At 70.7% G+C, this 13,401-nt stretch carries 11 protein-coding genes and 2 pseudogenes; 7 read left to right on the top strand and 6 right to left on the bottom strand.

Annotated features, from left to right (window positions below):
- Positions 1–66 precede the first annotated feature (66 nt).
- Positions 67–975, top strand: coding sequence for a helix-turn-helix transcriptional regulator (locus GCN81_RS07225; RefSeq protein ID WP_267904565.1), 909 nt, complete (start codon positions 67–69; stop codon positions 973–975).
- Here the strand turns inward: GCN81_RS07225 and GCN81_RS07230 are convergent.
- The 6 genes from GCN81_RS07230 to hrcA form a co-directional block, all read right to left on the bottom strand.
- Positions 968–4,207, bottom strand: a complete 3,240-nt coding sequence (locus GCN81_RS07230) for a S41 family peptidase (RefSeq protein ID WP_156722847.1) — start codon at positions 4,205–4,207, stop codon at positions 968–970. The genes GCN81_RS07225 and GCN81_RS07230 overlap by 8 nt on opposite strands.
- Before the next feature lie 69 nt (positions 4,208–4,276).
- Positions 4,277–4,834, bottom strand: coding sequence for a hypothetical protein (locus GCN81_RS07235; RefSeq protein ID WP_231626435.1), 558 nt, complete (start codon positions 4,832–4,834; stop codon positions 4,277–4,279).
- 194 nt (positions 4,835–5,028) lie between these two features.
- Positions 5,029–5,775 carry a 16S rRNA (uracil(1498)-N(3))-methyltransferase gene (locus GCN81_RS07240; protein WP_156722849.1) on the bottom strand — a complete coding sequence of 249 codons (747 nt, stop codon included), beginning with the start codon at positions 5,773–5,775 and terminating at the stop codon, positions 5,029–5,031.
- Positions 5,772–6,848, bottom strand: coding sequence for a nitronate monooxygenase (locus GCN81_RS07245; RefSeq protein WP_156722850.1), 1,077 nt, complete (start codon positions 6,846–6,848; stop codon positions 5,772–5,774). The genes GCN81_RS07240 and GCN81_RS07245 overlap by 4 nt, the downstream gene beginning before the upstream one ends.
- Positions 6,849–6,980: 132 nt before the next feature.
- The gene (gene dnaJ, locus GCN81_RS07250) at positions 6,981–8,120 is read right to left on the bottom strand and encodes a molecular chaperone DnaJ (protein ID WP_156722852.1); all 1,140 of its coding nucleotides are present in this window, start codon (positions 8,118–8,120) and stop codon (positions 6,981–6,983) included.
- On the bottom strand, positions 8,121–9,137 hold the full coding sequence (hrcA, locus tag GCN81_RS07255) for a heat-inducible transcriptional repressor HrcA (protein WP_156722855.1): 1,017 nt from the start codon (positions 9,135–9,137) through the stop codon (positions 8,121–8,123).
- A 183-nt stretch (positions 9,138–9,320) separates the two neighbouring features.
- Between hrcA and GCN81_RS07260 the strand changes: the two genes are divergently transcribed.
- The 6 genes and pseudogenes from GCN81_RS07260 to GCN81_RS07285 all read left to right on the top strand — a co-directional run.
- Positions 9,321–10,109: an MBL fold metallo-hydrolase gene (locus GCN81_RS07260; protein WP_156722857.1), complete on the top strand. Its 789-nt coding sequence runs from the start codon at positions 9,321–9,323 to the stop codon at positions 10,107–10,109.
- Positions 10,110–10,143: 34 nt separating this feature from the next.
- Positions 10,144–10,959 carry a DUF3097 domain-containing protein gene (locus GCN81_RS07265; protein ID WP_156722859.1) on the top strand — a complete coding sequence of 272 codons (816 nt, stop codon included), beginning with the start codon at positions 10,144–10,146 and terminating at the stop codon, positions 10,957–10,959.
- 331 nt (positions 10,960–11,290) lie between these two features.
- Positions 11,291–11,460: pseudogene (locus tag GCN81_RS07270) on the top strand (transposase); the annotation flags it as partial.
- A gap of 125 nt (positions 11,461–11,585) precedes the next feature.
- Positions 11,586–11,969, top strand: coding sequence for a hypothetical protein (locus GCN81_RS07275; RefSeq protein WP_156722861.1), 384 nt, complete (start codon positions 11,586–11,588; stop codon positions 11,967–11,969).
- A 51-nt stretch (positions 11,970–12,020) separates the two neighbouring features.
- Positions 12,021–12,881, top strand: a pseudogene (locus GCN81_RS07280) (IS630 family transposase); the annotation flags it as partial.
- Between the two features lie 237 nt (positions 12,882–13,118).
- On the top strand, positions 13,119–13,401 hold a 283-nt coding region (locus GCN81_RS07285), incomplete at its 3' end, for an IS110 family transposase (RefSeq protein WP_456115044.1).

Raw genomic sequence — 13,401 nt, forward strand, 5'->3', positions numbered from 1 at the left:
GGAATATCCCTGGGGAGCCGCTACTTATGCTGGTGGTGACAGCACCAGCCAGGGGGAGCTAGCTACGTGTCCGAGACGATCGAGAAGCCGGTCCAGGGCGGTGCCGCCGAGCTGAAGGCGCACCGTCTGCGGGAGCTACGGGAGTTCCTGATGACCCGTCGGGCCCGGGTCACCCCGGCCGAGGCGGGGCTCCCCGACGGCGGAGCCCGGCGCCGTACACCGGGCCTGCGGCGCGAGGAGGTCGCGGTGCTCGCCGGGGTCGGTGCGTCCTGGTACCAGTGGCTGGAGCAGGGCCGGGACATCTCGGTGTCGCCGCAGGTACTGGACGCGGTCGCCCGGGTGTTGCGGATGAGCAGCGCTGAGCGGCGGCATCTGTATGTGCTGGCCGGGCTGAATCCGCCCGCGCTTGAAGTCGCGGCGGCCGACCGGAACATGTGCGACGGGCTGCGGCGGCTGATCGACACCTGGATGCCGTACCCGGCGCACATCATGGACGCGTACTGGAACTGCGTGATGTACAACGACGCGGCCGCCGCGGTGCTCGGGATGCGCCCGGGCATCCGGCAGAACTGCCTGATCGCCTTCTTCAGCGACGACGTGTACCGGTCGCGTTCGAAGAGCTGGGAGGTGAACGCCGAGCAGGTGGTGGCGCAGTTCCGGGCCGCCTGCTCGGAGTGCCCGGACGACGACGGTTTCGCGCGGATCGTCGAGGAGGCGAAGGCGGCGAGCGCGGAGTTCGTGGAGTTGTGGGAACGGCGGGATATCGCGCCCGGTGGCCAGTTGGCCAAGGAGCTTCAACATCCGCTGGTGGGCACGCTGTTCTTTGAGTCGACGCAGCTGCGTGTCCCGGCCAGACCGGACCTGTCGATCGTGCTGCACACCCCGCAGCCGCACACCGACACGGCGCGGAAGGTCGAGTGGCTCGCCTCGCCTGTGGGGCGGCGAGGCGAGCCACCACGCTTCCCTGTCAGGTGAGTTCGGGCAGGCTCGGCGGGGACTTCGCCGGGTTCTCGGACAGTACGGCGAGGGCGATCCGTACCGCCTCGTCGAGCTGCGGGTCGCGCCCGGCCGCATGGTCCTGCGGGGCCATCACGACCTCGACGTCCGGGTCGACGCCGTGGTTCTCGACGCCCCAGCCGTAACCCTCCAGCCAGATGGCGTACTTGGGCTGGGTGACCAGGGTGCCGTCGACGAGGCGATAGCGACTGTCGATGCCGACGACGCCGCCCCAGGTGCGGGTGCCAACGACCGGGCCGATGCCGAGGGCCTTGATGGCGGCGTTGACGATATCGCCGTCGGAGCCGGAGAACTCGTTGGCGACCGAGACGACGGGGCCGCGCGGGGCGTCCACGGGATAGCTGGAGGGTGCCATTCCGCGGGGCAGGTCCCAGCCGACGATGCGGCGGGCCAGTTTCTCGACGACGAGTTGCGAGGTATGGCCGCCGCGGTTCTCGCGTACGTCGACGATCAGGCCTTCCTTGGCCACCTCCACGCGCAGGTCGCGGTGGATCTGGGCCCAGCCGGGTGCCTGCATGTCGGGGACGTGCAGATAGCCGAGGCGTCCGTCGGAGAGCTGGTGGACGTAGGCGCGCCGGTCGGCGACCCAGGCGTGGTAGCGCAGTGGTTCCTCGTCGGCGAGTGGGACGACGATGGCGTGCCGGGGTTCGCCGCCGCCTGAGGGTGAGATGGTCAGCTCGACCGGCTTCCCGGCGGCGCCCACCAGGAGCGGCCCGGGTCCGGTCACCGGGTCCACCGGGCGGCCGTCGATGGCGAGGATGGCGTCCCCGGCGCGGACCGCGACGCCGGGAGCGGCCAGGGGAGAGTGGGCGTGCGGGTCGGAGGTCTCAGAGGGCAGGACTCGGTCGAGCCGCCACATGCCGTCGGCGTGCCGGGACAGGTCGGCGCCGAGAAGACCCTGCCGGGTGCTGGCGGTGCCGTAGCCGCCGGAGGGGATCACATAGGCGTGTGAGGTGCCCAGTTCGCCGTGAACCTCGTACAGCAGGTCGACCAGGTCGTCGTGGGTGGCGACGCGGTCGAGTACGGGACGGTAGCGGTCCAGTACGCCCGTCCAGTCGAGGCCGCCCATGTCCTGGCGCCAGAAGTGGTCCCGCATGATGCGGCCGGTCTCTTCGAACATCTGGCGCCATTCGGCGGCGGGTTCGACGGTCTGGCGAATGCGGGAGAGGTCGACGGTGATGTTGTTGTCGCTGTCGTCGTCGCTCGGGGGGCGGCGGTCGCTGGGCACCACCTTGACCTTGCCGTCGGTGTGCAGCAGGACCCGCTTGCCGTCGCCGCTGACGGAGAAGTGGTCGGCGTCCGGGGCGATCTCCTCCACGCGCTGCTGGGCCAGGTCGTAGCGGACGAGCACGGTGCTGGGGCCTGGGTCGTCCGGTGTGGCGTGCGAGACGCCGAGTGCGCCGCGTACCGGGTGGGTCAGCCACAGCAGTCCGTCCTTGGCGGCCCTGAGGGTGCTGTAGCGGGCGGCTTCGACGGGGAACGGCACGATGCGGTCGCCGAGTCCGTCGAGGTCGATCCGGGTGGCGGGGGTGTCGTCCTCACCGTCGGAGCCGCTCTTGTCGGCGCCGTCGAAGGGACGGCCGTGGCGCTGCGGCCCGAACGGCGAGGGGGTGGTGGCGGCCAGGGTGATCAGGTGCGGGCGGCTGCCGCCGACGAAGGCCAGGTCGAAGACGTGCTCGTCGTAGACCGGGTCGAAGGAGCGCGCGGACAGGAAGGCGAGGTGCTTGCCGTCGAGGGTGAAGGCGGGTGAGAAGTCGCGGAAGCGCAGCGGGGTGGCCTCGGTGACGGACAGGTCGGCGGTGTTGGCCAGTTTGAGCTGGCGCAGCGGGTCGGGCCCTGGGTGCGACCAGGCGAGCCAGGCGGAGTCCGGCGAGAAGATCAGCCCGGTCGCGTCCCCGTGCTCGCTGCGGTCGACTTCGCGTACGTCGCCCGAGGCGCGCTCGATCAGCAGCACCCGGCCGTCGTGGGAGGCGACAGCGGCCCTGCTGCCGTCGGGGGCCATGGCCAGGGACAGGACGCGGCCGAGCTGTCCGGCACCGACCCGTCGTACGGAGGCGCCGGGCGCGACACCCGCGGCGGGCGCGAACTCCAGCGCGTCCTCGCCGTCGGCGTCTGTGACCCATACGACGTGTTCGTCGCCGTCGACGCGGAAGGTACGGGGCAGCCGGGCCCGTACGCCGGGTTCGGCGGCGAGCACGCGGGCCGGGCCCGCGCGGTGGGTGACCCAGTGGATGCCGCCGCGTACCGATACGGCGCTGCCGCGGCCGGTGTGGTCCATGGCGGTGGCGCCGAGGTGGCGCGCGGGGCGTACGGGGTGGGGCTGGAGGTCGGTGCGCTGGCCGCCGAGGCGGATGTCGAGGCGCTGGGGTTCGGCGGCGTCGAGGTCGTCGGTCCCGTGGGCGCCGTCGAGGCATTCGAGGCTTTCGAGCAGCCAGAGTTCACCGGCCGCCGCGTACGCCACGCGGGTACCGTCGGTGGCGGCGTGCCGGGCGTAGAAGCCGTCGGTGGGGGTGTGGCGGCGCAGGTCCGTCCCGTCGGGCAGGGATGAGTAGACGGCGCCGGTGCCCTCGTGGTCGGAGAGGAAGGCGATCCTCTCGCCGACCCACATCGGGTACTCGACATTGCCGTCGAGCTCCTCGTGCACCCGGGCGAACTCGCCGTCGGGGCCGCCGATCCACAACTTGCCCGCCGTACCGCCGCGGTAGCGCTTCCAGAACGCCGCCTCGCGCCCCATGGACGCCGACAGCAGCAGCACCCGCCCCTCGGGGCCGTACGCCACGTCACCCACCGGGCCGTACGGGAGAGTGACCGCGGGCCCGCCGTCCAGCGGCACCGCCCGTGCCCAGCTGCGGCGCAACGAGTGCTGTCCGTACGTGCTGAGCGCGAGCACCGCGCCGTCGGCGGTCCAGCCGCGTACGGCGGTCTTGGCGCTCCCCCAGTGGGTCAGCCGCCTGGCGGGGCCGCCGTCGATGGGCGCGAGGTGGACCTCGGGGGCGCCGTCGCGCGTCGAGGTCCAGGCGATCTGGGTGCCGTCCGGGGAGATCCTCGGGTGGTTCACGGGGGTGTTGTCGGCGCTGACGCGCCACGCCCGGCCACCTCCCAGGGGCGCGACCCAGACGTCGTCCTCGGCGGTGAAGGCGATCAAGTCGCCCTGGATATGCGGAAACCGGAGATAGGCAGGGTGCGTCACATGGTCACCCTAGGCAGCGGGGGCGAGGTGCGGCCAGTGGTTCGATCACTTCGCGCCCGTTAGTTCGGGTCACTTCCCGGGGGCGCAGTCGCAGGGTGGTGGCGGGTCGGCGGTCACCGTGACGGTTTCGGTGACGGTGGGCCTGGCCGGGTCGTCGGGTGGGGTGGTCGGGGCTGGGGTCGGGGTTGGGGTCGGGTCGTAGGTGACCGGTGGGGTCCTGGGCGGCTCGGTGGTCGCGGAGCAGTTGCCGAGCATGTTGGCCTTGAAGACGACCTGGTTGTCGACCTTGGCGGTCAGGTCGCCCCGTACGCACCGGCCGTCGAGCTCCTCGGTGACCTTGCCGTTGATGGCGAGGGGCTTGTCGTCGGTGGTTTTGCCGTGGCAGTCGACCGTGGCCACGCTCCGTACGCTCGGGGACGGCGACGGAGACGAGGAGGTATGCGCGACGGCCCTGTTGGCGTTGGGGGTGGTGGTCTTGCCGTCCTGGTTGATGTTCGCCGTACAGCTGAGCCACTGGACGTCGACGTCCCGCCGCTCCAGCGCCGCGGTCCCGAGCTGGTCGGTGGTGACCGCGACGGCGGTGGCGCTCATCGTGCTGCCGACGGGTTCGCACGCGGTCACGGCCACGACGGCGGCGGTCGCCGCTCCGGCCGCGTACAGGGCCCGGCGGCGACGAGATAACCGGCTCGCTTGACGCCAATTCACCCGCATACGGGGCAGAATCCCACCACCGCGTGGGGAGCGGTACCCCTTTTGCCGCCAGATCCCGCTAAGGGGGCAAGCGACTGCTGGGGCAAGCGACTGCTGGGGGCTAGCTCCCGCTACGACCAGCGGCCGGTGCGGCCCAGCAGCAGCGCCGTCGCGGCCGTCCCCGCGGTAGACGTCCGCAGCACGCTACGTCCCAGGCGGTACGGCTTCGCGCCCGCCTCGGCGAAGAGGGCCAGCTCCTCCGGGGACACGCCCCCTTCGGGACCGACCACCAGCACGATGTCACCGGAGGTGGGGAGTTCGGCGGTGGCCAGTGGCTCACTGGCGCAGTCACGGTCCTCGTGCAGGACGGCGGCGAGGTCGGCCTTGGCCAGAAGTGCCGCCACCTGCTTGGTCGTCGCGGCCTCCGCGATGTCCGCGAAGCGCACCCGGCGGGACTGCTTCCCCGACTCGCGCGCGGTGGCCCGCCACTTGCCGAGGGCCTTCAGGCCCCGGTCGCCCCTCCACTGGGTGATGCAACGGGACGCCGCCCACGGCACGATGGCGTCGACCCCGGTCTCCGTCATGGTCTCGACGGCGAGTTCACCACGGTCGCCCTTGGGCAGTGCCTGGACGACGGTGATCCGGGGGCTGGGCTCGGGCTCCTCCCGCACGGCGTTCAGGTCGGTCACGATGAGCCGGTCCTTGCCTTCGGCCGCCTTCACCACGCCCTCGGTCCAGCGGCCCCGGCCGTCGGTGAGGACGACATCCTCTCCGGCGCGCAGCCGCTTCACGGAGACGGCGTGCCGCCCCTCGGGGCCCTCCAGTACGTACTCGGGCCCGCCCGGGACCTCGTCCACCACGAACACCGGCGCTGTCATGGCGCGCTCCCCTCCGTCAACGCCGCCGTGGCGGCAGCCAGTTCCGCCGCGAGCACCTGGACGAGTTGTCCGGCCGGGAGCTCACGGGCCATACGGTGGCCCTGCCCCGCCCACAGCGCCATGCCCTGCGCGTCGCCGGTTCTGGCCGCGGCCTGGCGCAGGCTGCTGGTCAGATGGTGCAGCTGGGGGTACGCGGCCGGTGCGTACGGGCCGTGCTCCCGCAGGAAGCGGTTGACCAGGGCGCGGGCCGGGCGGCCGGTGAAGGCGCGGGTGAGTTCGGTGCGGACGAACAGGGGGTTGGTCAGGGCCTGTTTGTGCAGGTCGTGGGCGCCTGACTCCGGGCAGGCCAGAAACGCGGTGCCGAGCTGGACCGCGTCGGCGCCCGCGGCCAGGGCTCCGGCGATCTGGGCGCCGCGCATCAGGCCGCCTGCCGCGATGATCGGCAGCGGGACGGTCTCGCGTACCTGGGCGATCAGGGAGAGCAGTCCGATGCCGGGACCGTCGGACTGCGGGCCGTCCCGGTGGGTGCCCTGGTGACCGCCCGCCTCAATGCCCTGGACGCATACCGCGTCGGCGCCCGCCCACTGCGCGGCGGCCGCCTCCTCGGGTGTGGTGACCGTCACGACGGTCAGCGTGCCGACCCGTGCGAAGGCCTCCAGGGCGTCGCGCGACGGGCAACCGAAGGTGAACGAGACGACGGGTACGGGGTCCTCGACGAGGATCGCCAGTTTGGCGTCGTAGCCGTCGTCGAGCCCGCCGCGGTCGATGTCGCCGAGCGGTGTCTCGTACCAGGCGACCTCGCCCGCGAGCTGGTGCGCGTAGACCTCGACGGCGGCGGGGTCGGCGTGGTCGGGCTGGGGGAGGAAGAGGTTGACACCGAAGGGGCGGGTGGTGAGCCCCCGCAGTCGCTTGATCTCCTGGTACATGCCGTCGGCCGTCTTGTACCCGGCCGCGAGGAAGCCGAGGCCACCGGCCTCGCACACCGCACCGGCCAACGGCGGGGCGGACACGCCGCCCGCCATGGGGGCCTGCACGATCGGGTATCGGCAGAGATCGGTCAGTGTGGGGGGCATGTCAGCATCGTGCCACGTCCCCCACACAGCGCCGAATCCAGCATTCCGCACCAGCACTCAACAGGGCTGCCGCCCGCTGAGTGCGTCCTCCTACCGCTGAGTACGTACGCCTACCGCCCGCTGAACCAGCGCCTACCGCCCGTTGAACGCGTCCTTCAACCGCGAGAACAGCCCCTGCTGACCGGGCTGGAACTGGCCCGTCGGGCGCTCCTCGCCGCGCAGGGCCGACAGCTCCCGCAGGAGGCGTTCCTGCTCGGGGTCCAGCTTGGTCGGAGTGAGCACCTCGACGTGGACGATGAGGTCACCGCGTCCGCCGCCGCGCAGATGCGTGATGCCCCGCCCGTGCAGCGGGACCGACTGCCCTGACTGGGTGCCGGGCCGGATGTCGACCTCCTCCAGACCGTCCAGGGTCTCCAGCGGCACCTTCGTGCCGAGGGACGCGGCCGTCATCGGGATGGTCACCGTGCAGTGCAGGTCGTCACCGCGCCGCTGGAACACCGGGTGCGGCAGCTCGTGGATCTCGACGTACAGGTCACCGGCCGGGCCGCCACCGGGGCCGACCTCGCCCTCGCCCGCCAGCTGGATACGGGTGCCGTTGTCCACACCGGCCGGGATCTTCACGGTCAGGGTGCGCCGCGAGCGGACCCGGCCGTCGCCCGCGCACTCCGGGCACGGTGTCGGCACGACCGTACCGAAGCCCTGGCACTGCGGGCACGGCCGCGAGGTCATGACCTGGCCCAGGAAGGACCGGGTGACCTGCGAGACCTCACCGCGCCCGCGACACATGTCACAGGTCTGCGCCGAGGTCCCGGGCGCCGCGCCTTCACCGGAGCAGGTGGTACACACGATCGCCGTGTCGACCTGGAGGTCCTTGGTCGTACCGAAGGCCGCCTCGTCCAGCTCGATCTCCAGCCGGATCATCGCGTCCTGGCCGCGCCGGGTGCGCGAGCGCGGGCCCCGCTGCTGCGACGCGCCGAAGAACGCGTCCATGATGTCGGAGAAGTTGCCGAAGCCCCCCGCCCCGAAGCCGCCCGCGCCAGCACCGGCGCCCTGCTGCGAGAGCGGGTCACCGCCGAGGTCGTAGACCTGCTTCTTCTGCGGGTCCGACAGGACCTCGTAGGCGGCGTTGATCTCCTTGAAGCGCTCCTGCGTCTTGGGATCGGGGTTGACGTCCGGATGCAGCTCGCGCGCGAGCCTCCGGAAGGCCTTCTTGATCTCGTCCTGGGAAGCGTCGCGGCGCACGCCGAGTACGGCGTAGTAGTCCGTGGCCACCTACGACTCCGCCAGGATCTGTCCGACGTAACGTGCCACTGCGCGTACTGCTCCCATCGTTCCGGGGTAATCCATGCGGGTCGGTCCGACCACGCCGAGCTTGGCGACTGCCTCGCCGCCCGAACCGTAGCCGACCGACACGACGGACGTGGAGTTGAGTCCTTCGTGGGCGTTCTCATGCCCGATACGTACGGTCATGCCCGAGTCCTTGGCCTCGCCGAGCAGCTTGAGGAGCACGACCTGCTCCTCGAGTGCCTCAAGCACCGGCCGGATCACGAGCGGGAAATCGTGCCCGAAGCGGGTGAGGTTGGAGGTGCCGCCGATGACCAGCCGCTCCTCCGTCTCCTCGACCAGCGTCTCCAGGAGAGTGGAGAGCACGGTCGAGACCGTGCCGCGGTCCTCCGACTCGAAGGACTCCGGCAGGTCCTGCACCAGCTGCGGTACGTCTGTGAAGCGCCGCCCGGCGACCCGGCTGTTGAGCCGGGCCCGCAGATCGGCGAGTGAGGTCTCACCGAACGGCGCGGGGCAGTCCACATGCCGCTGCTCGACCCGGCCGGTGTCGGTGATCAGTACCAGCATCAGCCGAGCGGGCGCGAGCGCGAGCAGTTCGACATGGCGGACCGTCGAGCGGGTCAGCGAGGGGTACTGCACGACGGCGACCTGCCGGGTCAGCTGCGCGAGCAGCCGCACCGTACGGGCCACGACGTCGTCCAGGTCCACCGCGTGGTCGAGGAAGCTCTGGATGGCGCGCCGCTCGGGCGCGGTCATCGGCTTGACGTCCGCCAGCTTGTCGACGAACAGGCGGTAGCCCTTGTCCGTGGGAATCCGGCCGGCGCTGGTGTGCGGCTGGGCGATGAAGCCCTCCTCCTCCAGCGCGGCCATGTCGTTGCGTACGGTCGCGGGCGAGACACCGAGGTGGTGCCGCTCGGTGAGCGCCTTGGAGCCGACGGGCTCCTCGGTGCCGACGTAGTCCTGGACGATGGCACGCAGCACCTCGAGACGTCGTTCACTGAGCATCCGCGCACACACCTCCAGCTGTCTTCCCCCGCGGCCTGGTCGCCGCCACGGCTTCCGCTTGGCACTCACGACAGGCGAGTGCCAACATTCCCGCGCCCAGTGTACGGCCGGTGGGTACGGCCCCGGCAAGGGCGGTCGGTCCGGCGCCGTGCCGCCCGGCGTGCCCGGGGTTAGCGTCTCCCTATGGCGTTGACTTGGGAAGAGCTGGGCTGGGAGCGACTGTCGCCCTCCGTGGGCCGGCGTCGGCTGCCGATCTGGGACAGCACGGTCGGTCTGGTCGCGGGCGACAGGGCGGCACTGCTGGTCGACGCGGGGTCCACGTTGCGCGAGGGGGCCGAGCTGCGGGCGCAGGCCCAGCGGCTGCTCGGCGACGGCCGCCGGGTCACGCACCTCGCCCTTACCCATCCCCACTTCGACCATGTCCTGGGCGCGGCGGCGTTCGCGGGGGTCGAGGTGTACGGGGCTGTGGGCCTGGACACGGTCTTCGAGACGGGCCGGGACGACCTCCTCGCGGACGCGGTACGGCATGGGGCGGACCGGCCCGGCGTCACGGAGGCCGTGGACCTGCTCGTACACCCGCACCATCTGGTGTGCGCGGAGTGGACGCTGGATCTGGGGGGCGTGCAGGTGCTGCTGGCGAACGTGGGGCCGGGGCATACGGGGCACGACCTGGCGGTACTGGTCCAGGGTGGCTCTGACTCTGGCTCTGGCTCTGGCTCTGACTCTCGCTCTGGGGCTGACTCTCGCCCTGGGTCTCCGGAGATCGTCTTCTGCGGCGACCTGGTCGAGGAGTCGGGCCCCCCACAGGCGGGGCGCGACGCGGTGCCGACGCGGTGGCCGCACGCCCTGGACCGGCTGCTCGAACTGGGCGGCGAGGACGCGGTGTACGTACCGGGTCATGGATCTGTGGTGGATGCGGCATTTGTCCGCGCGCAGCGCGATGAGCTGGCGGTACGTTTCGGCGTGTCGTGAGCGCGGGCCCGCGGTTTTTCCTATCGTCGGCCGAATGCGCAGCTACCACCCCGACCTGACCCCGCCCTGGAAGAAGCGGCAGGCCGCCGTTCCGGAGATCCCGGCCGACCGGGACCTGGTCGTCGAGGAGGCCGCGACGGGCTTCTGCGGTGCGGTGATCCGCTGCGAGGCGGGCACGGTCACCCTGGAGGACCGCTTCGGCAAGCACCGGGTGTTCCCGCTGGAGCCGCGCGGCTTCCTGCTGGACGGCCAGGTGGTCACCCTCGTCCGCCCCGTCGCGGGCTCCGCTCCCCCGCGCCCCACCCGCACCGCGTCCGGCTCGGTCGCCGTCCCCGGCGCGCGGGCCCGGGTCGCCCGTGCCGGGCGGATTTATGTGGAGGGCCGCCATGACGCGGAGCTGGTGGAGCGGGTGTGGGGGGACGATTTGCGGGTGGAGGGGGTCGTCGTCGAGTACCTGGAGGGCATCGACGACCTGCCCGCGATCGTCGCGGAGTTCGCGCCAGGACCCGACGCGCGGCTCGGCATCCTGGTCGACCACCTGGTCCCCGGCTCCAAGGAGTCCCGCATCGCGGCGTCGGTCTCCAGCGACCACGCGCTGATCGTCGGCCATCCGTACATCGACGTCTGGGAGGCCGTGAAGCCGTCGGCTGTCGGGATCGCGGCGTGGCCAGGGGTGCCGCGTGGCCAGGACTGGAAGACGGGGGTGTGCGCGGCGCTGGGATGGCCCGCGAACACGGGCGCAGCGTGGCAGCGGATTCTGTCCCGCGTGCACTCCTACAAGGACCTGGAGCCGGAACTCCTGGGTCGGGTCGAGGAGCTCATCGACTTCGTCACAGCCCCAGAAGACTGAGGTTGAGGACGTCTACTGCCCTCCATCCCTGTCCTCTTCCCTACAGCTTGGGGCAGGCCTCGATCGCCCTGCGGGTTCTCCCTCGTGTCGAAGCGTCGGCGGGCTGGCGCGGGAGGCGCGGCCTACGGCTAGTGCTCTGACCGGGACGGTTCACCGAGGTCAGTACCCTGAGCCCGGCTGCGGTGGACAAGGAGGTCGGGCATGACGCAGAGACTTTCGATGGACGAGGCCGTGGGACTGCTTGAGGGTGAACTGGCCTCAGGGCAGCGGTCTCTCGCGTGTCGTCGGGCGTTCATGATCCAGGCTAGTGAGCGTTCGACGCCCCAGAACGCGACGCTGGATCGTCGAGCGGACCTTCGGCTGGCTCATGCACCACCGCCGCCTCGCCCGCGACTACGAAACCCACCCCACCGCTCCGAAGCCGTGATCAAGGTGGCCATGGTCGACCTCATAGGCCGATGGCTCACCCACGAATCCACGCCGAACTGGCGCGCCCCCTGAGCATACTAGTGCCGCATCAGGCAACGTTCGCCTCCTCTGGGGTCGACTGATAGTCGGCCAGAGGGCCACACCCGGTGGTCGTGGGAACGGAACTGTGGTGGCCAGTACTCGCGTAGGGTGCTTGGGTGTTCAATCGGCTTGAGATCAGTGTGTTGCCACCGGGCTCCCGATGGGCTGCCCAATTGTCTATCCGGATCGATGGCGAGGAAGTGGTGGCAGCCTCGATCGGAGAGGGAGGCCGCGGCCCGTTTGCCGAGGAGGCATTGCCGGTCGATGGCCAAGGTCCCCTCTGGGTGACCGACGAGGGACGACGGGTAGTGCTGGGTGAGCCCGAGTGCACGGGTGGATGCTGTGGCTACCTGTCCGTGTTCGTGCATCGTCACGGCGGGATCGTGGAGTGGTCCGACTGGCAGGTGCCCGTTGACGAGGCGTGCCCTGTGGCCTTTCACTTCGACGCCGATCAGTACGACGCCGAACTGACCCGCGCGCTGGCTGCGTTCACCTCGTGACTCTGCCGCGTGGGTGGTTCCCTGCGCGGCGGTCCAGGCCAGAATGATCACGTGGCTGGACGTGTACAGGTTCGTAAGATCGATGACAACGAGGGCCGGCGGCTGCTGCGGATCATCCGCCGGGGCACCGGGTCGGTGGTGACCTGGCGGCGGGCCCAGATGGTGCTGCTGTCCGCGCAGGGCATGCCGGTGGCGAGAATCGCCGAGGTGTCATTCACCAGTGACGACCGGGTCAGAGACATGATCCACAACTTCAACACAGACGGCTTCGACTCGCTGTATCCGAAGTACTCCGGCGGCCGACCGAAGACATTCACGCTGCCTGAACGCCGCGAGATCAAGAAGATCGCCAAGTCCAAGCCGACCGAGCACGACCTGCCGTTCTCGACCTGGAGCCTGGCCAAGCTGGCGGACTTCCTGGTCGCCGAGGGGGTGGTCGACGACATCAGCCACGAGGGCCTGCGCATCCTGCTCCGCGAGGAAAGCGTCTCCTTTCAACACCTGAAGACCTGGAAGACCTCCCGCGATCCGGACTACGCGGCCAAGAAGGCCCGCGTCGAACACCTCTATGCGATTGCCGACGGCGAGGTCATACCCGAGGACGGTGAACCCGAAGTCATCTTCTGCATGGACGAGTTCGGACCCCTCAACCTGATGCCCCACCCGGGCCGGCAGTGGGCCGAACGCGGAGGCAAGCACAAGGACCCAGACCGCGAGCCCCGGCGACGGCGCCGGGCGACCTACAACCGCCACGGCGGGGTCCGGCACCTGTTCGCCGCCCTGGACCTGGCCAAGGACAAGCTCTACGGCCACATGAAGCCGGTCAAGAAGCGGACCCAGTTCCTGGAGTTCTGCCGCTACCTCCGCACGCTTCACCCACCAACGGTGCGGATCGTGATCGTCTGCGACAACTGTGAGGATCGTGGTGTGCCGCAGGGGGGCCGGAGCCTGACCCGTGTGACAACTGGCCGCAGCTGCCTTGGAGTGGAACTGTCGGCCCTGGCCCCCTGCGGTGCGTACTGCCGCCGACCCGGTGAACGTGTCCCGATAGGGGCTTTGCTGCACAAAGCACCGTCACAGTTCTGACCGCCCACCGGACCGGTGTCAGCCACCAGACCCAGTCCAAGGAGCCTCGTGACCGTCACCGGCATGCCCCAGTCCACGCTGCCCGCCCAGCGGGTCCCCGCCCCGGCCGAGGAGGCCGAGGACGTGATCCTGGGGGTGGACACCCACAAGGACGTCCATGTTGCCGCCGTCATCACGACCCTGGGCGCCTCGCTCGCCCAGCAGGAGTTCCCGGCAACCGCCATCGGCTATCGCCAACTACTCACCTGGGCAAGGTCGTTCGGTGTTCTGCGCCGGGCCGGTGTCGAGTGCACCGGCTCCTTCGGGGCCGCGCTGACCCGGGTTCTGTGCCAGGAGGGCATCGACG

Source organism: Streptomyces apocyni (assembly GCF_009739465.1).
In the GTDB taxonomy this organism is placed as follows: domain Bacteria; phylum Actinomycetota; class Actinomycetes; order Streptomycetales; family Streptomycetaceae; genus Streptomyces; species Streptomyces apocyni.